This is a genomic window from Duganella sp. CY15W (assembly GCF_009857555.1).
Classification (GTDB): domain Bacteria; phylum Pseudomonadota; class Gammaproteobacteria; order Burkholderiales; family Burkholderiaceae_D; genus Rugamonas; species Rugamonas sacchari.
In genome coordinates, this window is the sequence record NZ_WWCQ01000005.1 from 101,598 (window position 1) to 120,797 (window position 19,200).

Genomic DNA, 19,200 nt, shown 5'->3' on the forward strand with positions numbered 1-19,200 from the left:
TTTGAGGCTTCATTATCATCACAAGCCGATTCGACATAAATGGGCTAGAATTTCACTCACTCCTAACAAATAGTTTCGAATATGAGCGACAAGCTACGCAGCATGGAAGTCTTCACGGCAGCGGCGACGGCAGGCAGCTTTGCGGCAGCGGCGGAAACGCTGGGCATCTCCGCCGTCATGGTGGGCAAGCACGTGCAAGCGCTGGAGCAGCATCTGGGCGCGCGCCTCATCGAACGCAGCACGCGCCGCCAGACGCTCACCGAAATCGGCGCCGCTTACCTGGAGCGCTGCCACGACGTGCTGGCCAGCGTGGCGGCTGCGGACCACGTGGCGGAAAACCTGCGCGCCGAACCGCAGGGCAGCTTGCGCATCTCCGCACCGGCTACATATGGCGAACACAAACTCACACCCGTCATTGCCGAGTACACCGCGCGTTATCCCAAGGTCAGTATTGATCTGGTGCTGAGCAACCGCGTGATCGACATGGCCGAAGAAGGCGTGGATGTCGCCATCCGCTCCGGCCCGGTTACCGACACCAGTCTGATAGCGCTGCCGCTGGCGCCGGGGCGCATATTGGCCGCCGCCAGTCCCGCCTATCTGAAGAAGCACGGCACGCCGCGCCATCCATCGGATCTGGCCAGGCACAACTGCCTGGTGTTTGCGGGGGCCAGCACCACCTGGCGTTTCCGGCGTGGTGAAGACCTGGTCGAAGTGAAGGCGCGCGGCACGCTGGTCAGCAATACCGGCGCCTCGCTGGTGATGGCCGCAATTGCCGGCATGGGCGTGATCGTTCAGGCGGATGCATTGATGGAGCCGGCCATCGCGCTCGGGCAGCTGGTACGGCTGCTGCCGAAATGGGAGCTGCCGTCGCGCGCCATGCACATCCTGCGCCGTCCGGAAGCCCGCCCCAGCGCCAAGGTCCGCAGCTTTGTCGACTTCGCGCGGGAACGCCTGAGCTAACCCAGGCGTTTACCATCGGCGGCGGCCTTCCGGCCGGCGCCGAACCAGCTTAACGGTCGTTTGCGGCGATCAGGCGGTACACGACTGCGCCCAGCAGCGCGCCAATGATCGGTGCGACCCAGAACAACCACAACTGGCTGGTGGCCCAGCCGCCTACATACACCGCCACCGCCGTGCTGCGGGCAGGATTGACCGAAGTATTCGTCACCGGAATGCTAATCAGGTGAATCAGGGTCAGGCACAGGCCAATTGGCAGCGGTGCGAAACCCTGCGGTGCGCGTGCATCGGTGGCGCCAAGAATCACGACCAGGAACATCATGGTCATGACGACTTCGCACACCAGCGCCGCTGTCAGCGAGAAGCCGCCCGGCGAATGTTCGCCATAACCGTTGGAGGCAAAGCCGCCCGCCAGATCAAAGCCCGCTTTGCCGCTGGCGATCAGGTACAGCACGCCGCCGGCGACAATCCCGCCCAGCACTTGCGCCACAATGTATGGCAGCAGTTTATTGGCCGGGAAGCGGCCACCTGCCCACAGGCCGATCGACACAGCCGGATTCAAATGGCAGCCAGAGATGTGGCCAATGGCGTACGCCATGGTCAGCACGGTCAGGCCAAAGGCCAGTGACACCCCGGTAAAGCCGATACCCAGGCCAGGGAAAGCCGCCGCCAGAACGGCGCTGCCACAACCACCCAATACCAGCCAGAACGTGCCAAAAAATTCTGCGCCATACGATTTCATCGTCTTCCTTTCAAAGTTAAAAAATGGCCTCACTGAGGCCTGTTCATTTTTGCGGTAAGCGCCGTAATAAACCCTTGGTCCAGTCCCTTTGCGCCCGGCGTTTGCTCCGCCAGCTTCACTCTCTTCCACGCGCTGGCGTAGTCGCCCGTGTAGAACAGCACTTTTGCGTAATCCATCTCAAAATCCATGTCGCCGGCAGCCCCCTGCGCGGCTTCCTCGAACAGCGTCAGCGACTGCTGCTCCCTGCCGCTGCCCGCTTCCACCACGGCCATGCCCCACAAGGCGACGGCATTCGACGAGTCGATCAACCATGCCTGGTTGAAGCGCCGGATAGCGTCTTGCGGCTTGCCTTCACGCAGAGCCGCCCAGCCACGCCCCGCGAGCTGGCTGGCCGCAGTTTTGCGGTCGCCTTTGTAGTACTGGTCTACCCCGGCAAGGAATGCGTCATCCGCGGCTTTTTGTGCAGCGGTCTTGGGGGCCAGTCCGTATTTAGGCTGTAAACTGAGATCATCAGCAGCGCATACGCTGTGCAAGCCGATTAGCATGAGGAAAACAATAAAGATCTGTCTGAACTGGTTTTTCATAGACTCCCCTGAAGTCAATCGCCCTGCGCTTTTCTGCAGAGCGCTGCACCTTGCCTCCGTTGAATAACGCTGCAAGAATATCAGCTGACAGATAAGCAAAATGCACAAATTGTCACTATTTCAAATGGATAAACGAGTTGAATTAAAATTAATGGAAGGCTGGCTGCGTGCGCGCTCGATCGCGCGTGGGTTGCCACTGCCGGTGCACGACCGCGGCGGCCTGCGGGTCGATACCGGGCTGCCGAACGAGCAGCGCCGCTATGTCTTTACCGGCCCGTCGCCAGCCATCACGGAGCTGGCGCGCGACATCAACGAGCCGCGCGTCTTCATCAAGATGTGCGGCACGGACGCACGACTGCTCTCGCTGGTCACGCCAAAATGGCAGATCCAGCCAGGCGCCTACCTGATGACCAAGGAAGCCGGCCGTAACCCGGTGCCGTCACTGCCGCCGGGGTACTGGCTACAGCTGCAAACGCAGGATGGCATCACCACCGCGCGCATCTTCGCTGAAGACGACACGCTCGCGGCCAGCGGCTACGCGGCAGAATATGAGGGAGTGTTTGTGTACGACCGCATCACCACGGTGCCGGAACATCAGCATCAGGGCCTCGGTGCGGCGGTCATGGCGGCGCTGGGAACGGCGCAGCAGTCACAGGCCGCGCAGCGCATGCTGGTCGCAACCGAAGCAGGCCGCGGGCTGTATTTGACGATAGGCTGGAGCGTGCGTTCGCACTACTCCACGGTGGCGATCACACCACCTTTTTAACGAACTCGGTCTTGAGGCTCATGGCGCCAAAGCCGTCGATTTTGCAGTCGATATCGTGGTCGGCATCGACCAGGCGGATGTTCTTCACCTTGGTGCCGACTTTGACCACGCCGCCGCCACCTTTGAGCTTCAGGTCCTTGATGACAGTCACCGTGTCGCCGTCCTGCAGGACGTTGCCGACTGCATCGCGGTAAACGCGTGCGCCCTCTTCGGCGGCGGGTGCCGCACCCGCCGTCCACTCATGGGCGCACTCAGGGCAGACCAGCTGGGCGCCATCTTCGTAAGTGTATTCGGAACTGCATTTAGGGCATGGTGGCAAGGCGCTCATCTTGAATCCTGACTCTCAAAGCCCGGCAGTATACCTTATGCAAGCTTGCGGGCGATGCGGAAGCCGACAATGTCATTTGCCAGCACCGCCGAAAAACCATTCCGCACCGCCGAACGCAGATAGCGCGGGTTGTACAGCCACGAGCCGCCGCGCAGCACCCGCCGGGCAGTATCACCGCCCTCTTCCCAGGCGCTGCCGTCGACCGGCGCACCGACGTAATTCTCATGCACCACGTCCTGCGTCCACTCCCACACGTTGCCGTGCATGTCGAACAGCCCCCACGGGTTGGGCTGATATGCGCCGACCTTGCTGGTGCCCTGCACGTAAGCGCCACGCTGGCCGCCGTTGTAGGTGTAATGGCCGTCGTAATTGGCCTGCTCGGTGCTGATGGTATCGCCGAAGCTGAATGCGGTCTTGGTGCCGGCACGGCAGGCATATTCCCATTCAGCTTCGGTTGGCAGCCGATACAGCTGGCCGGTTTTACCGGACAACCAGCGCAGATAAAGCTGCACGTCCATCCAGCTGACGCCGACCACGGGATGGTCGTCCGTCTGTTTAAAGCCCGGGTTCAGCCAGTCCGTATCCGATTGCGACTCCCAGCCGGTATCCTTGACGAAGCGCCGCCATTGGCCCACCGTCACGGGGAAGCGGCCCAGTGCAAACGAATGCTCGATGCCGACCCAGCGCAACGGCAGCTCGCGCTCCAGCCAGTTCTTCTGCGCGCCGGCCTTCACGGCCAGCGCCTGCTCATGTTCGTGAGAGCCCATCTGGAACCGGCCCGTTGGAATCAGCACCAGGTCCGGCCCCACGCCGGTGCCATCGAGGAAGCGGTCGCGCAATATGCCGTTGGCATCGGCCACCGGGCTGGTGGGCGTCGGTATCATCACCGCCAGTTCAGCGGCATGGCGTTCGGCCTGCTGTTTGCGGTGACGTTCCTGCTCCTGGCGATAGGCGGCTTCCGCCTTCAGCTGTGCAGCCTTGCGCTGCTGCTCCTCACGTTCTTCACGCGCCTTTTTAGCATCGGCATCGCGGCGCGCCTGCAGCTGTTCGCGCAGTACCTGCTTGCGTGCTTGCGAGGCGGCTTCGGCCTCGGCGCGCTGCTTCGCCTCCAGCGCGCGGCGCTGCTGATCCTGCCGCTGCTTTTCGGCCGCAGCTGCCTGTATCTCGGCCTGCCGGCGCACTGCCAGCTCCAGCGCCTGCGTCTTGCGCTGCTCTTCGACCGCGCGCGCCTGTTCGGCCTGGGCGGCCAGTTCCTTCTGGCGCTGCTGCGCGCGCGCGGCCTGCTCCAGCGCCTCCTGCTCCGCCTGGGCCGCCAGCTCCGCATCCGTCGGTCCGGCAGCGTTACGCAACGCCGCCAACAGCTCATTCACCGACGCCGGACGACGCTCCTGCAGATAGGCGAAGCCTTCCTGCAGCACTTTCCACTGGCGTTCATTCAGGCCACGTGGCGGCGACGGATGGAAGTCTGCGGGGCGCATGTCATCAAACGGCATGCGGCCTTCCAGCAGCTGGTAAATCATCACCGCAACGGCATACACGTCCAGCTTGGGCGCGGGTTGACGCTGATGGGTTCCCGCTTCCGGCGCGCGATAGCCTGCAGTGCCGGCGTTCGGCGTCTGCAAGCCAAGGCTGCTGCCCGCACTGCGCGCACGGGAAGCGATGCCGAAGTCCAGCAGCTTGACCTCGCCGCGCTGCGTGAGGAAGACGTTACCCGGCTTGATGTCGCGGTGAACCAGCTTGTGCTTGTCCCATGCGTATTGCAGCGCATCGCCGATGGGCGACAGCAGCCGGTACACCGATTCCAGCGGCAGCGGTCCCTGTTCGGCCAGATAGGCGTCCAGATCCTGGCCTTCCAGATACTCCATGATGATGAAGTAGCTGGACGTCGCCGGGTCCTGCGCCCATTCGTACACGCGGACGATATTTTCATGCGCCAGCTTGCGCGCCTGGGTCGCTTCCTCGATCAGCAGCTTGGCGTGGGTAGCGCTTTGCGTCAGCTGCGGCGGCAGGATCTTGAGGGCCACCAGCTCGCTGTGTCCCAGCTCCGCATGCGTGGCAAGGTCGGTAGCCAGCCATACCTGGCCCATGCCCCCCATGCCGATCAGGCGCTCCAGCCGGTAGCGGCGATTCTGCGGACCGATCTCCTGGCCCGTCATCAGGCCCAGTTCCGTGCCCTGGCGGGTTGGCAAAACCACAGGCGCGGCGCTGCCTCCCGGCGGCGCATATTCCGCATCCAGGATAGCGTTTTTGCGACGGTCGAATTCTTGGAGACTCAACAAACCGTCATCATGTAAGGCCCGCAGTTCACGGATCTTGTCTCTTGCTGTCTGCATCTTTACTCAGTCAATTACTGCACGGGTGCGCCGCATTCGGCGCAAAACTTGTCATGTTCACGGCCTGCCGGGACCACATGGCCATTGGCGCAGCGGCGCACCGCAGGCGATGCGTGATGGTGATGCACCGGTGCGCCAGCCTGCGCCACGCCGACGCCCAACTGGCTCTGCGTATTCAGGGCACTGGCGCTGGCGGAATTCTGAATGTTCAACAGATCGATTTGATGACGGCGATCCTTGTCCAGCTCCGCATCGCGATGCGAACGTTCTTCCAGCACGCGCTCATACGCCATGCGCGCGGCCTCCACCGGCGAGACGCCATGCTCCGCCGCCACCACCTGGGCCAGCGCCTGGATCTGCTCCGGCGTCATGCCACCCTGGATTTGCAGCTTCATGATCTGCGCCACGGCCTCCACATTCGATGGTGCGGCAACAGCGGCAATCGCGATGTCGCTCAGGCGCGTCATGGTTTCCATACGGCGGATTTCATGGTCTTGCTCCGACTGCTGCACGCTGAACGCTGCTGCGCGCTCCTGCTCAAACTTGCGCAGCTCGTGCTGCCACGCGGCTTCCTGCTCCCGCTGTTTCAGAATCAGGCGCTGCTCATCCACTGCCAGCTGGTCCAACATTGCCTGCTTGGCGTTGGACTGGTTCTGGCGCGCATGGACGCCATCGGCTTCGATGGTGCGCAGCAGTTTTTCATACTGCGCCACCGCGTCGGCCTGCGCGCCCGCGCGCTTGAGGTCTTCGATCTTCTGGTTAATCTCGGCCACCTGCACCGCGTTGCCCGCATCTTTGACAGCGTCTTCGCGCAGCAGCTCGCGCTGACGGGCCAGCGCCAGCTGGTCCTCCCATTCCTGCACGCGCTCGGCCTCGCGGCGGCGGGCAGCATTGGCCATCGTCATGCCCTGAATCCGGGCCGCGTGCGCCTCTGCCTCAATTTGCAGCTCGCGCGCCTTCTCGTCCTTTTCGCGCTGGCGCAAGGCGGCCAATTCGTTGCGGCGATGCGATTCGTCTTCGATCTGCAATGCCTGTGCAATCTGGTTCTCGATCGCCTGCTGGCGCAGCTGGTGCGACAGACGTTGCTGCGCCAGCTGCCGCTGTCCGGCGGCGGTCTGCTGCAGCACTTCCAGCTCGGTACGCATGCGGATCTGCGCCAGGTGGCGTACATGCTCCCAATCCGCCTGCTCGCCCTGGCGATGCGATTTATTGCGGGCCAGTTCATGTTCCAGGTCCGCCAGCACCGTACCTGCGCCTTTATCGACGGCGACCTTGCGTGTTTTGGATTCCATGACGCGGCTGTAAAGCTCCACCTCGCGGGTGCGCAAGGCCTGTACGCGTTCCGCCTCCTTCAGCGTCAGTTCAGCCTTGTTGACGCTGGCGTCCTGGCGCAGCTCGGCGCGGCGGAAGTCGGAATGCATCTTCTGCTCTTCGCGCCAGATCGACTGCCACTCTTCCTCGCTGTAGATCTGGTCCAGCTGCTTCACATGCTCCAGCTGCACATGGCGCTCGTCCGCCACCAGCCACAACGTCCCGATGCGTTCCCGGTTATGGTCAAATTTATCGTGGCGCAGGGCTGCGGTTTCCACGGCTTCGACAGCCAGGCCATAGCTGGCCAGGCGCAGTTTCAACGCCGCTTGCAGACGTTCATTCAATTGCAAACGCAGTTCCGCATTGTTGGCCATCTCGCGCATCGAACGGCTGCCGACAAATTCCGCTGCCAGCTGGCGCACCGAGGGCTCCAGCAATTCGTGCAGATGCAGGGTACTCACCACGCCCGGCACGGTCATGAAATGCTGCGCAAACGCAGGCACGTTCTCGATGCGGATGGCGACCGTGAAGCGGGCCGATATTTTCAGATGTTCTGCCGTGTGCAGGTCGCTGAACACAAACTCCACCGGCAGCGGCAGGCTGCGGGTGATGAGGATTTCCGCATTCTGGTTGCGTAGCAGATGGTTCAGGCGCGTGAAGAAGCCTTCAATCTCGTATTCACCTTGCGGCACTTCGGTGGCTTTATCGGCCTGCAGGATGTAGGCACGCGTGGTGGCCGGTACGCGCAGCGTTTTGGTGAAGATGCCGGACAGCGTGCTGACGCCAAAATAGACGGCCAGCTCATTATCGCCAGGTATCCAGCGGTTGTCGCGCAGGACTGGCTCGCTGCGCGGAGCGCCCAGCGTCAGACCGCAGTGCTTGCAGTAGTCCGTCTGGCCGTCGTTTTTGTGCTCGCACCGCGGGCATTTAACGCCGCCAAAACCAAACTTTTGGAACATGTCAGACTCCTTCTACGATTCATCTTCCGGGTCGCCCTGCGATCTGCCCGATTTTAGCAGGGCGCGCCCGATTTGCTTCTTGCGCACGGTTTAAATCATGCCGATCCTGTCGATGCAGGCCAGACTGGCACCTTTTTGACGCAGTCCAGCCGCAAATCCGGGCGGCAGATGCTCTTGCCAGTCCCTGGGCAACAACACGCGGTCACCATTATTTACTTGATTGAATATTAAATCCAGTTTGGGCTCGCGGCCCTCGACCGTTTCGACCCGGCCCGCATGCCAGGCGCTAGAACAGCCGGTGGCGATGATACGGCCTCGCGGCACAAATTCGCGCCCCCGCGCAAGACGGTCGGCCATGACCAGCGCCAGCTGATAAGAGCTGCCCTGAAAACGTGGCTGACCGAAACGGACCACGCTCCGCCAGCGGTGAAGCCCTTTGCCATCGAAGTGACGGGCGGCGGCCAGCGTCTGGCGGATTTCCTGCTGAGCAGCGAGATCCAGGCCAGGTGCGGCGATGCTGTCCTCCTCGGTGCCGGCGGGCGCTTCCAAAGGAAATACGCTGACCTCCAGCCAGCCCAGCGCATCGTTAATGCCGCCGCTATGCAACGGGAACCAGGTGCGTACCGTGGAAACGGCGGCCGAAGGGTCGGCATGGCCGCTCAATGCGCCCAGATGGGTGATCTGCAGTGTCTCCGCAGTGGTCACGGTACCCGCGACGCGGCCGAGATGCCAGGCGTCGGAGCTGCCCTGGGCGCTGGTGCGCGCCGATGGGTACAAGCCGCGCACCATGCGGTCTGCCAGCACGGCCGCCAGTTCCCAATCGCGTTCGCCCGTGGCGGGCGTGATGTCCATACTTAGCACGACCTGGTCGCGGGTATCGAGGCGGACTTCGGTATGGCGCGCCAGGCGGACCACTTGCTGCATATGCTCTGCGATCGCCGGTGCATTCGGCACCGTGCATTTCACGTCCGCGCGGTTGGCGCGCGGACGGCGGCTGGCGGTGATGGTCAGCGTGCGGCCATCCGCCAGCAGGCTACGGCATTCCGCATTGGTCGGCACGGTGCTGGTCGAAATCGTGGTCATAGCGATGGCTCCGTGCGTGGTGGCTGCGCCAGGCGGCGCAGGGACAGGCCGGTTTCCATGTTGGAGCAGATGCGGTCCGCCTCGTCCAGCAATGCCGGCCATTGTTCCTGGCCTGCCAATTGAAGACGCGCCAGCAAGGCCCAGGCCTCATCCAGCGCATCCTGCGCGACCAGTGCCTGGACGCTGCGGCGGGTCTGGTCTTCGGCCGGCAATGGCTGATCGGGCGCTGCCCAGGCCAGTGCAGGCATGGTGTTGACGTTGAGCGCGGCCATGCGCAGACGTAGCAGCAAGGCCTGATGCTGCGGGAAAGCGCCGTCAGGAAGCGTGAGCAGGCTGAGTTCCGAACTCAGTGGCGGCAGCTCAAGGAACAGGCGCCGCAAGGCGCGCGCATCCTGCTGCGCCGTGGATGCCTGCTGTGACGTGGATGCCTGCGGCGTGCGCAACTCGCTTTGCCGCAGCTCCGCAACAGGAACCGATGGGGGCAAAATGGTTGCAGCGGCCTGGCGCGCGCGCGCCTGCAAGGTGGTAGCGTAGTCAATCTGCTCACCGAGATCCACCGGCACGCAATCGTCCACTGTCACGCCGTAGCGCATGTACATCAGCTGATTCAGACCCGCGCGGAAGGCATGCCACTCTTCTACCGACGTGCATGGCGGCAGGTCCAGCGCTCCCTGCGCCAGTTCCGCCTGCAATGCCAGTTCGGCGGAAGCGGCAAAGTCCGCCAGCGCCAGACGCCCTGCCGTCTCGCTATACAAAAACAGATCAAAGCGCTGCTGCGACACACGTGGATTGGCCGCGTCCACCACGAAACGCATCCGCAGCCCCCATTCCGGCGCGGACGCAAAAGGAATCAGATCCACCGTGTACGGTCCGGGATCAAAACAGAACGCGGTTTCACCCTGATCACAAGCCACCTTGCCCGCCGCCAGACGCCGCGCATGCCCTGCCGCATTGAATACCACCAGCGTGCTGCCGGATGGCGCAAGATCGCCACTATCGAGCCGCAGCGCGATCAAAGTCTCCCCCAGACCGCCGGTGTCGGCGGCCGGTTTGCGGCGACGGCTGAAAATTCCCATGATCTAAGGTGCTACCGGTTCAACCGCAAAGCTGGCGCCATACAGCTGGAAATGCGCAGCAGGCGCTGTCGCAAACGGCCAGGCGCGTTCGCATTCACCATCGGCGTCCAGGCGGCCTTGCAGCACGATCGCACCGCCGCCATCGATGACACGCAACTGCGGCTGCTCGCGTAGCAGACGCGCAGCAAACGGCGCCTCCGCCGACAAGCCCAGTATCACCTGCCAGCCCCCGTCCTGCGGCAGAAAGTGCAGCGTCCAGCAGCCATCATCCGTCACCAGCGACTCCAGCGCTTCGGTAGTGGCGGCGGCGCGCAGCATGCCGGTGCTGCCGCTCCACACGGGATCATTGGCCGCAACGGCCGCTGGCATCACATCGGCCGCGTGCCGCGCCAGCGACAACTGGCGAAAGCGGCGCAAGGTCAGCGGCGAGGCGGACAACGCCGCGCGCTCATTCGGCGTGAGCGGCCGCGTACCGTCCAGCGCCGCCAGCAAGGTGGCATCGGCCAGCATCAGCCGGTCGCCTGCCACGGCGCGCGACAACAGCAGGCGCTCACGCACGCGCGCGTCGAGATCATCTTGTGCTGAATTCAATTCGTTCTCCTTCATTGCGCCGCTGCGGCGTTGGCCGCATACAGTTTGTCTATTGCTTCATTGCGGCGCTTGCGCAGCGTCGGCATCGAAATCTGGTCCAGCGCCGCCAGCTGCTGCAAGGTTGGCAGCTCGCCAGTGACGGGGTCCAGCCAGGCGTCCGGGTAGGTATCGTCGGCTGGACCGAGCAGCTTGTGGTACACCGCCAGCCGGATCGGCAGCGATTCCTCGCGCAGCATACGCACGGTCCAGCTGCCAGCTTCCTGCGCCGACCGCGCCAATTCAAGATAGCGGAGGGGCAGAGAAAGCTCACCGGCACGCGACTGCTCCGCCGCCAGCTCCGGCTCGCTAACGGCCGGGCCTTGGTCCACCACGGCTTCCACCGGCTCGGCTTCATCTTCCTCCACCGCCAGTTCGGGCGGCGGCACGATGCGGTCATCATCCGGCTGGCGGCCTTCGGCTTCGGCGAGTTCCGATTCGCTCATCACACGCCAGTAGTCCTCGAGCCACAGCGCGGCCTCGCCAGCCTCGGTCTGCCATTCTTCGATGCTGTCCATATTGGCTGACAGCTCCTCATAATCACCGATTTCCGTGAGCAGCGACGCAATCTTGTCTGGACTGTTTTTCAGGCTGGCGAAGCGCTTGGACCGGGTATGCAGCGGACCTGGCGAACCGGCAAACTGCTCCTGCGACGCGCTCCAGCGGATGACCCACTCGGCCTTGCAGCCGCTGATGGACTTCAGCTGGCGCACCTCGATCGGCGTGCCGGCGAGTTCGCGGCCCAGTATCGCCGCCACGCGCGCCGCGTTCAGCTCCCATGCGGCAAACAGGCCGGCGATCTCGCGGTACGCGGTGTCCAGCATGCGATAGGTATAGATTTTGTTGGGAGAGCAGTCGCGCCCCGTGGCGACGATGTAATTGTCGGCATCGACCTTGTCGCGCAAGGTGGCGTACATATCGTTGACCTTTTTGCGCAGCACACCCTCGGCCGCCGGATCAGCCCAGAACGCACCGCTGCGCGCATGCTCGCTGGCCATGGCAGCGGCAAACGCCGACCAGTAGGCCGGCTGCGCCTGCAATTCATACAGCAGGCCGAGCGACAGTTCGTAGACGCTTTCGCCGTAGCTATTGCCCTCCGCCTCGCCGCGCGCGCTGTGGGCATAGTCGCGCAAAGACGCCGCTACCGCATCGGTATAGGCGTCCAGCAGCGCTCCCTGCTGCCCGGGGTCGAGCATCTGGTGCATCTCAATCTGCCGGAACGCCTGCAATGAGCAAAGTCCCAGCAGCTTGCGCACTTGTTCCCAGCCATGCTCCTGATAGCGGGTTCCTGGCAAGCGCATAAAATCCTGTAAGTGATGGTTAAAATTCTGTTTTCTCAAGGATGCCATAAACGGACCTATTTCATTATTCCGTTTACAAGGCTATTTCCCCTTCTGTTCAGTGTTCTGGGTCGCCAGGGTGGACAGGATGGCGGCAACCACGGGGGCGGCATGCTCGCCGCCCGTGGCGTCGGAATGGCTGACAAAGGCTGCCATCGCCAGCCGGTGCGTCTGTCCCGGCAGGCTACCAGCTTCGAGCCAGCCCGTGAACCAGACCGTGGCAGTGTCTTCGCCACTGGGCGCGGTGCCGGTTTTACCATACAGGCCCGGACGCACCTTGCCCAATGCCGCGCTGCGGAAGGCGCCGGCGCCGGTGCCCACGTCCACCACGCCTTTCATGCCGGCCTTGATGCGGTCCAGGCGGATGCCGAGCGGCGGCGCAGCTGGTGTCACGCTGTCCTGCCGTCCCAGCGTCAACAGCATGCGGGGCGTGACGACGCGTCCCTGCCCGACAGCGGCGGAGGCCAGCGCCATCTGCAGCGGCGTGACCTGCATGCGCAAGCCAATCGCCATCTGACGCAGTTCATGACGGGTGTGGATGGGGTCCATGTGTGCGGGCGTCGCTTGCAGCGCGTCCCAGTTGCGCCAGTTGAAATCGGCGGGCAACAGGCCGCCATCCAGGCGCAGCGACTGTTCAAAGCCGAGGCGATGGGCTGCCGCCACGATAGGACGTATGCTGTCCAGCGCATCGGCATCCAGCGCCTGCAGGTCGGGCGCACCGCCATCCGGACGGCCAAACAGGCTGCGGTCACTGAGTTCGCTGGACCAGGCAAACCATGTATTCAGGCTGTAGGTCAGCGCTTGCGCCAGTCCGAGGCGCCCTTCCTGTGCACGGCGGTCCAGACTTTGCTCGCGGTAGTTGGTGATGTGCGCCAGGCGCGGATTGAGCGGATAGCTGGCGGCATCGGTCTGGAAGCCATAACCGCGCTGCGCTGCCAGACGGTTAATCGCGGGCAGCGGCATACCGCCCAGCAGCGCATCGATCTGGGGATCGCTTTGCGCCGCGATCTCCAGCCCCAGTGCGCTGACCACCTTGAAGGTGGAGCCAGGGCTTTGATGTGCGCCGCCATCATGCTGCAAGGCCGGCAGCCGCAGCGGGCTGCGCGCGGGGCTGGTGCGGTCGAAGTCGCGCACTTCGGCCCAATTGGCGCTGGTGACTGCGCCGGCGCCCATCCCCGCTGCGGCAAGGATGTCGCCAGTTTCAGTATCGAGGATGACCAGGCCGGCATGGCGGCCTTCGGGCGCCGGCTGGGCGCCGCTGCACTTGCCGCCGTCCCAGCGGCCACGGTGCATGGCCACGCAATCCAGCACGCGCTGGCTCAGTGCCTGCAGCGGCAGGTCCAGCGTCAGCTTCGCGCTGACGGCGCCATCGGCGGCAGGCAGGCGGCTCAGCATTCCCGCAACGCTGTTGGCATGTTCGGGATTAAGTCCCAGCAGCGGCGCCAGTCCCGCTTCGATGGCGGCATCGGTCGGCGCACCGTCGGTCCATAGCGCCGTGCCATTGCGATCCGCCAGTTGCACCGGCGACGGCGCCGCGCCGCGCGCAGCAGTGTTGTCGCTTTGCGCCAATGGCTGCCAGACCAGGCGCCCGCCAGCGACGCGCAGGTGGCGGTATTTCTGGTCTTCCGGTGCACTGAAGTCCAGTGGCTGAACATCCAGCTGCACACTGCGGGCGCCCGCCTGTAGCGTCAGGTTGAGTTGCTGGACATCGGCGGTATTTGCACAGGCGCGGCCAGTGCAGGCCGTGATGAACTGCGCGTCGGCGCCGATGATGCCGCTGCCGACACGGCCGGCGACCAGCATCTGCAGCTGTTCGCCACCGTTGGCCGCACGCGGCAAAGCCAGCGTCAGGTGCACGACCGGACGGCCGTTCCCTTCTCCCGCCTGCGGCCAGCGGGCGACGCGCGTCCAAGGCTGCCAGCCCTGCGGCAGCGACGCAAACAGGCGCGATGCGGACACCGGCATCTGGCTGGTGACCGCCACCATGACCGGCGCGCCGCCATTGACGCTGCTGCCAGTGCTGGCCGTCCAGTCCAGTGACAGTCCCGCCGGGGCCTTGATGCGCCAGGCCAGCAAGCGGCGTTCGCTATTGTAGATATCGACCTGCTGGCGCACGTAAGCGCCGTCGGCCTGGTAATACAGGCGCTTGAACAGTTTATGTGTCGCCGGGCCAGGCTGGATCTGTTTCCAGCTCTTGAGTTCCGCCACGCGCTCGGTGGCGCCGGCGGCCTGCCATTGCGGCAGATCGCGCGGAGCAAGTTCGATGGCGCCATTTGCCGTCAGCCGGATCAGACCTCTCGCTTGCAGTTCGTCGAACAGGGATTGGTCTTCCAGCGCGCCAGCTGCTGCCTGCGGCACCTGGTAGGAACCGGGCGCCAGATAACTGCTCACCGCGCGGCCGCGCGCGGGGAAGGCAGCCACCAGTGCAGGTGCAGGCGTCTCCGGCGATGCGCCCGGACGATACATCTGCACCAGCAGTTCGCCTGCCTGAGGGCACATGGCATTGCTGCGGCGTTCGATGCGCAGAGCCGAATCACGGCCCCACAACAACCAGCCTTGCTGGCGCAGCGCGACCTGCCCGGACGCGCCCTGCTCAATCTGACCGAGGCTGGCGTCACTGAGCCAGCGCGCCTCACCCTGCCTGGTGCGCCAGCTTAGTTGCAGCGGCTCGCTCAGCGGATCGGTAAAGTCAGCGCGTGCGACGCCCTCCACCTGCACTTCCGGCATGGCGTCCGCTCCCGTACTGCGGTCAGCCACCAGCAGCACGTTGTGCAGCGAGATCTGCACATTGGCGTCCTGGCTGCGCGCGACCCAGCGTTTCACATCATCGAAGCGGTAACCAAGGCGCAGTGGCTGCAAGCGCTTGTCGCCCGGGCTGCGCAGCTGGCTGCACAGGTCCACGCGCACAGGTGGCGAGGCCTGCACGCCGGCGGCAATCAGCAAGGCGCCGGCGGGATGCAGGCTGGCGCTGATGGCTGCCCGCTCAGGCACGGTGAAGGCGACGCCGGGCAAGGCCGATTGATAGGCGTTCGCTGCACGCACATTGGCGGCGGATTGCGGTGTGCTCGCCGTAGCCGCCGCCAGATGGCGCGCATGGCCAGCGATCAACGCGCCGCCGCCGGCCACCACACAGAACGCCGCCAGCGAAATCCACGCCGTACGCGCCGGGATGATATGCGGCGCCGCTTCTCCGCGCGACGGCACCAGCTTCATGCGGGGATGACGCTGAGCGGCACGCAGGTTGACGGCCCGCCGGCGGCTGCGGCGACGGTCGCTCCAGGCTTGCAAGAACTGATGGAAGAATCGCGGCATATGCCCCTCATGCAGGTGGTCTGTCTCTGGCGTTGCTTAGCAGAGGGGCAAGGAAAAACCTGCCTTCTATCGCACGAAAATGCATTTTGGCCCGTCAAAACCGCGTCTCGTCGCATTCCGGTGGTGACTGGACGGGCCTTTACGTAAAGTGAGCACATCGAAACTCACTTTAACCACCGAAAGGAAACATCATGAACGTTCTGAAAAACTTCGAAGCCCTGTTTGTTATGACTGTGGCTCTGGCTTGCGGCGCAACCTACGCTCTGGAAAAAGCGCCAGTCGAAGCAAATGACCCGAGCATGCAAGTTGTCGTGGTCAGCGCAAAACGCCTGACGCCTGAACAGAAACTGCAATCGGCACTGGAAGACCATGCGCTGCAGCTGGCCGCAGAATCGAATAAAGCGAGCAAAATTTGAGCGCCCGTATCACCTTCGCCTGTACGCCCAGCCGCGCTGCCGCGTAACAGGCGAAGTCTTTCGCTATTCCAGCGACTCCAGCTACGCCGCTTTAACGCCCTCCCCAACCGTAATCTGTACGCTGTCGCACACTGCGCAGCACAGCTTTGTGTCATATGTAAAAAACTGCATCAATCCCCGCACACTATTGCTTCCGTTGATATAGTTTCTCCAGGCGCGCAACTGCGCAGACAAACAGACGGAGGACACTATCATGATTAAGCCCATAGTCGCTGGCGCCATGCTGGCACTGAGCGCAGCAGCATTTGTACCCACCATCGCGTCCGCACAGGTCGGCGTCAGCGTCGTGATCGGCAATGCGCCTCCGCCGCTGCGTTTTGAAAGCGTGCCGGCGCCGCGCCGGGGCTATATCTGGGCGCCTGGCTACTGGAACTGGGACGGCCACCGCCACGTATGGTCTGGCGGCCGCTGGGAACCGGAACGTATCGGCAGCACCTGGCGCAGCGCCGAATGGGTGCGCGACGGCGGCGGCTGGCGGCTGGTACCTGCCGGTTGGACCGTGATTGATGCTGGACCCGGCCGCGTGGACTACATCAGCGTCGCACCGCCGCCTCCGCGTTATGAAGTCATTCCCGCCCCGCGCCCCGGATATATCTGGTCGCCAGGCTACTGGGAATGGCGCACCAACCGTCACGTCTGGATAGGCGGTAACTGGATCGCTTCGCGTCCGGGCTACTTCTACACGCAACCACGCTGGGTTGAGCGTGAAGGCCACTGGTTCCGCCAGGAGGCGCGCTGGGACCGTGGCCCCAATGGCGACCGTGACCACGATGGCATCCCGAATCGCTACGACCATCACGACAACCGTGGCGACCGTCGCGGCTACGGCGACCGCGATCATGACGGCGTCCCTAACCGCTATGACCGCGACCGTGATGGCGATGGCGTGCCAAACAGGTATGATCGCCATCCCGATAACCGTCGTCGTGATTAATGAACAATCCTGAGTTTGAAATGCTGGCCACGGCCGCCTACAAAGGCGAGCGCGTGGCTGCGCGCCGTCTGGCGGTGCGCGATCAACTGAGCGAAGCGCAGGCTTTGCTGCAAGTACTGACCCTGGCCGCCGGTGCGCTGGGCTTGGCCCGATTACTGGCAGAACGCGAGCAGCTGCGCCAACGCGATGAAGAGCGCCGCCTGGCCAGGCAGGCCGCCGCCGCGCACAAGCTGGCATTGCGCAAGGCCAGCTTGCAGCCATTGGCAACCGCGTGGCGCGGATGGTTTGACGGTTCGGCGCATCCGAATCCGGGCCAGATCGGCATTGGCGCCCTGCTATGCGGGCCGGATGGCCAGCGGGTTGAAATCAGCCGCCGCGCGGGCCATGGCAGCAGCAGCGATGCGGAATATCTGGCGTTGACGGCCTTGCTGGAAGCGGCCGGCAGCACGGGCGCTACGGAACTGACCGTGTATGGCGACAGCCAGGTGGTGGTCAATGACGTGAATCTGGGCGCCGCGCGCGGAGCAAAGGGATTGGAAGAGCACCGCGCGCGCGTGGTGTCGTTGATGGCGGCACTGGGCGGGGTGCAACTGCGCTGGGTGCCGCGCCACCGTAACGGCGAGGCGGACCGTCTTTCGCAACAGGCGATCCAGCGACCGCCCGGCGATGAAGGCGCTGTTGCGCAGTTGTCAGCTGCGGGTGATTTGTAGCTGCTTGCGTTGGGCAACTGCCGGCTTGGCCGCCGAGCCCCTGTGCGACAGGCGCAGGGTGTCCTCCACCTTGAACACGCTGACCGCTTGCGCCAGCGCCGCGGCCTGCTGCTGCATGGACTCCGCCGCCGCTGCAGCCTGCTCCACCAGCGCCGCATTCTGCTGCGTGACCGCGTCCATCGAGCCGATCGCCTGATTCACTTCGTTGATGCCAGCGCTTTGCTCGCTGCTGGCCGCCGTGATCTCGGAAATCATGTCGCTGACTTTGTGCACGCTGGCGACAATTTCATCCATCGTGGTGCCGGCATCCGCCACCAGCTTGCTGCCCAGGTTGACCTTCTCCACCGAGTCGCCGATCAGCGCCTTGATCTCTTTTGCCGCACCGGCGGAACGCTGGGCCAGATTGCGCACTTCCGTCGCCACCACGGCAAAGCCACGGCCCTGCTCACCGGCGCGCGCCGCTTCCACCGCCGCATTCAGCGCCAGGATGTTGGTCTGGAAGGCGATACCGTCAATCACCGCAATGATGTCAACGATCTTGCTGGACGACTGGTTGATCGAATCCATGGTGCCGACCACTTGCGCCACCACCTCGCCACCCTTCACCGCCACCTGCGCAGCGGACGTCGCCAGCTGATTCGCCTGGCGCGCATTGTCGGCATTGTGCTTCACGGTGGACGTCAGTTCTTCCATCGACGATGCGGTTTCCTCCAGCGCGCCGGCCTGCTGCTCGGTGCGCCGCGACAGATCCTGGTTGCCCTGCGCGATTTCAGTCGACGAGATGGTGATGTGTTCCGTACCCTGGCGCACCTCGGTCACGATGCCCAGCAGGCTGGCGTTCATTTCCTTGAGCGCCGACAGCAGCTGGCCCGTTTCGTCCCTGGCGCTGTCGTCGATGTGCGCGGTCAGGTCGCCGCTGGCCACGCGGCGCGCCACCACCACCGCTTCCTGCAGCGGACGGGTAATGCCGGTGGTGAGCAGCCAGGCGGAGGTCACGCCAAAGGCCAGCACCAGCGTCGCCAGCACATACAGCAGATTGCGGCTGCTCGAGGCGACATCTTCAATATGCTGGGCGGCGGCGTCGATCTTGGCGCGCTGCATCTTGAGCAGTTCCGCGATGAGTTCCTGGTACTTGGCCGTGCCCGGACGGAATACGGTTTCGAAAATCTTGTTGGCTTCGTCCAGCTCACCGGAGGTCTTGAGCCTGGCGATCTGGTCGCGCGAGGACAGGTAGACCTTGCGCTGCTCGCCAATGCGGCCGAACAGCTCTTTTTCGTCAGCGTCGCTGATCAGTGCTTCGATTTTTTTCTGCAGTTCGGACGACCCTGCCGACGATACCTTGGACTCTTCCGCAAAGTAGGCGCCCAGCGAAGGATCGCTGCTGCGGGCGATGGCGGTGGTGCGGCGGATGCCGCTGTCGATCTTGCCGGACCAGTCGGAGATCATGCGCTCCTTGGCCAGCGGTACCTGCATCATCTCGCTGGTGGCGGACGCCACGCCTTGCAGGCGCCACACGCTGATGCCGGTAATCAGCATCGCAAACGCCAGAATGATCGTGAAACCCAAAGCCAGGCGTTTGCCGATACTGATATTCGCCAACATATTCATTCTTGCACCTACCTCTCACAGTAAATCAAAAACAGAACTACGCAACCAGCATCG

At 63.8% G+C, this 19,200-nt stretch carries 16 protein-coding genes; 5 read left to right on the forward strand and 11 right to left on the reverse strand.

Annotated features, from left to right (window positions below; genetic code table 11):
- The first annotated feature begins 81 nt into the window (after positions 1-81).
- Positions 82-960 (forward strand): LysR substrate-binding domain-containing protein, encoded by an 879-nt coding sequence (locus GTP58_RS22940; RefSeq protein ID WP_161079429.1) that lies wholly within the window; start codon positions 82-84, stop codon positions 958-960.
- 49 nt (positions 961-1,009) lie between these two features.
- Here the strand turns inward: GTP58_RS22940 and aqpZ are convergent, their stop codons facing one another.
- Together aqpZ and GTP58_RS22950 are read right to left on the reverse strand one after the other, a co-directional pair.
- Complete coding sequence (aqpZ, locus tag GTP58_RS22945; RefSeq protein ID WP_161079430.1) at positions 1,010-1,699, reverse strand: aquaporin Z; 690 nt, start codon at positions 1,697-1,699, stop codon at positions 1,010-1,012.
- Between the two features lie 29 nt (positions 1,700-1,728).
- Positions 1,729-2,283 carry a M48 family metallopeptidase gene (locus GTP58_RS22950; RefSeq protein ID WP_161079431.1) on the reverse strand — a complete coding sequence of 185 codons (555 nt, stop codon included), beginning with the start codon at positions 2,281-2,283 and terminating at the stop codon, positions 1,729-1,731.
- A 151-nt stretch (positions 2,284-2,434) separates the two neighbouring features.
- Here GTP58_RS22950 and GTP58_RS22955 point away from each other — a divergent pair, with 151 nt between their 5' ends.
- Entirely contained in the window at positions 2,435-3,049 is a 615-nt protein-coding gene (locus GTP58_RS22955; protein ID WP_202413829.1) for a GNAT family N-acetyltransferase, read from the forward strand.
- On the opposite strand, the gene GTP58_RS22960 is transcribed toward GTP58_RS22955, so the two are convergent.
- The 8 genes from GTP58_RS22960 to GTP58_RS22995 all read right to left on the reverse strand — a co-directional run bounded on the left by GTP58_RS22960 (position 3,033) and on the right by GTP58_RS22995 (position 15,418).
- Positions 3,033-3,377, reverse strand: coding sequence for a zinc ribbon domain-containing protein YjdM (locus GTP58_RS22960; RefSeq protein WP_072787477.1), 345 nt, complete (start codon positions 3,375-3,377; stop codon positions 3,033-3,035). The genes GTP58_RS22955 and GTP58_RS22960 overlap by 17 nt on opposite strands.
- Positions 3,378-3,412: 35 nt before the next feature.
- Positions 3,413-5,710 carry an SUMF1/EgtB/PvdO family nonheme iron enzyme gene (locus GTP58_RS22965; RefSeq protein WP_161079433.1) on the reverse strand — a complete coding sequence of 766 codons (2,298 nt, stop codon included), beginning with the start codon at positions 5,708-5,710 and terminating at the stop codon, positions 3,413-3,415.
- Between the two features lie 14 nt (positions 5,711-5,724).
- Positions 5,725-7,980, reverse strand: a complete 2,256-nt coding sequence (locus tag GTP58_RS22970; protein ID WP_161079434.1) for a hypothetical protein — start codon at positions 7,978-7,980, stop codon at positions 5,725-5,727.
- Between the two features lie 90 nt (positions 7,981-8,070).
- Positions 8,071-9,063: a hypothetical protein gene (locus tag GTP58_RS22975; protein WP_161079435.1), complete on the reverse strand. Its 993-nt coding sequence runs from the start codon at positions 9,061-9,063 to the stop codon at positions 8,071-8,073.
- Positions 9,060-10,139: a hypothetical protein gene (locus tag GTP58_RS22980; RefSeq protein WP_161079436.1), complete on the reverse strand. Its 1,080-nt coding sequence runs from the start codon at positions 10,137-10,139 to the stop codon at positions 9,060-9,062. Before GTP58_RS22980 ends, GTP58_RS22975 begins: the two co-directional genes overlap by 4 nt.
- A gap of 3 nt (positions 10,140-10,142) precedes the next feature.
- Positions 10,143-10,730 carry a hypothetical protein gene (locus GTP58_RS22985; protein ID WP_308937373.1) on the reverse strand — a complete coding sequence of 196 codons (588 nt, stop codon included), beginning with the start codon at positions 10,728-10,730 and terminating at the stop codon, positions 10,143-10,145.
- Positions 10,731-10,741: 11 nt separating this feature from the next.
- Positions 10,742-12,067, reverse strand: coding sequence for a hypothetical protein (locus GTP58_RS22990; RefSeq protein WP_161079438.1), 1,326 nt, complete (start codon positions 12,065-12,067; stop codon positions 10,742-10,744).
- 81 nt (positions 12,068-12,148) lie between these two features.
- Positions 12,149-15,418 (reverse strand): penicillin-binding transpeptidase domain-containing protein, encoded by a 3,270-nt coding sequence (locus tag GTP58_RS22995; RefSeq protein WP_161079439.1) that lies wholly within the window; start codon positions 15,416-15,418, stop codon positions 12,149-12,151.
- 191 nt (positions 15,419-15,609) lie between these two features.
- Between GTP58_RS22995 and GTP58_RS23000 the strand changes: the two genes are divergently transcribed.
- From GTP58_RS23000 to GTP58_RS23010, 3 genes are all read left to right on the forward strand, one after another.
- Complete coding sequence (locus GTP58_RS23000) at positions 15,610-15,834, forward strand: hypothetical protein (protein ID WP_072787485.1); 225 nt, start codon at positions 15,610-15,612, stop codon at positions 15,832-15,834.
- 253 nt (positions 15,835-16,087) lie between these two features.
- A complete protein-coding gene (locus tag GTP58_RS31820) occupies positions 16,088-16,828 on the forward strand; it encodes a YXWGXW repeat-containing protein (protein WP_161079440.1) in 741 nt (246 codons plus the stop codon).
- A complete protein-coding gene (locus GTP58_RS23010; RefSeq protein ID WP_161079441.1) occupies positions 16,828-17,538 on the forward strand; it encodes a ribonuclease HI family protein in 711 nt (236 codons plus the stop codon). The genes GTP58_RS31820 and GTP58_RS23010 overlap by 1 nt, the downstream gene beginning before the upstream one ends.
- Here the strand turns inward: GTP58_RS23010 and GTP58_RS23015 are convergent.
- Positions 17,518-19,146, reverse strand: a complete 1,629-nt coding sequence (locus GTP58_RS23015) for a methyl-accepting chemotaxis protein (protein WP_161079442.1) — start codon at positions 19,144-19,146, stop codon at positions 17,518-17,520. The two genes, GTP58_RS23010 and GTP58_RS23015, sit on opposite strands and share 21 nt — an antisense overlap.
- Positions 19,147-19,200 lie beyond the last annotated feature (54 nt).

Bases quoted from the DNA above. Each gene is read 5' to 3' on its own strand.
- GTP58_RS22940 (WP_161079429.1), top strand. From the start codon at position 82: ATGAGCGACAAGCTACGCAGCATGGAAGTCTTCACGGCAGCGGCGACG.
- aqpZ (WP_161079430.1), bottom strand. From the start codon at position 1,699: ATGAAATCGTATGGCGCAGAATTTTTTGGCACGTTCTGGCTGGTATTG.
- GTP58_RS22950 (WP_161079431.1), bottom strand. From the start codon at position 2,283: ATGAAAAACCAGTTCAGACAGATCTTTATTGTTTTCCTCATGCTAATC.
- GTP58_RS22955 (WP_202413829.1), top strand. From the start codon at position 2,435: ATGGAAGGCTGGCTGCGTGCGCGCTCGATCGCGCGTGGGTTGCCACTG.
- GTP58_RS22960 (WP_072787477.1), bottom strand. From the start codon at position 3,377: ATGAGCGCCTTGCCACCATGCCCTAAATGCAGTTCCGAATACACTTAC.
- GTP58_RS22965 (WP_161079433.1), bottom strand. From the start codon at position 5,710: ATGCAGACAGCAAGAGACAAGATCCGTGAACTGCGGGCCTTACATGAT.
- GTP58_RS22970 (WP_161079434.1), bottom strand. From the start codon at position 7,980: ATGTTCCAAAAGTTTGGTTTTGGCGGCGTTAAATGCCCGCGGTGCGAG.
- GTP58_RS22975 (WP_161079435.1), bottom strand. From the start codon at position 9,063: ATGACCACGATTTCGACCAGCACCGTGCCGACCAATGCGGAATGCCGT.
- GTP58_RS22980 (WP_161079436.1), bottom strand. From the start codon at position 10,139: ATGGGAATTTTCAGCCGTCGCCGCAAACCGGCCGCCGACACCGGCGGT.
- GTP58_RS22990 (WP_161079438.1), bottom strand. From the start codon at position 12,067: ATGCGCTTGCCAGGAACCCGCTATCAGGAGCATGGCTGGGAACAAGTG.
- GTP58_RS22995 (WP_161079439.1), bottom strand. From the start codon at position 15,418: ATGCCGCGATTCTTCCATCAGTTCTTGCAAGCCTGGAGCGACCGTCGC.
- GTP58_RS23000 (WP_072787485.1), top strand. From the start codon at position 15,610: ATGAACGTTCTGAAAAACTTCGAAGCCCTGTTTGTTATGACTGTGGCT.
- GTP58_RS31820 (WP_161079440.1), top strand. From the start codon at position 16,088: ATGATTAAGCCCATAGTCGCTGGCGCCATGCTGGCACTGAGCGCAGCA.
- GTP58_RS23010 (WP_161079441.1), top strand. From the start codon at position 16,828: ATGAACAATCCTGAGTTTGAAATGCTGGCCACGGCCGCCTACAAAGGC.
- GTP58_RS23015 (WP_161079442.1), bottom strand. From the start codon at position 19,146: ATGAATATGTTGGCGAATATCAGTATCGGCAAACGCCTGGCTTTGGGT.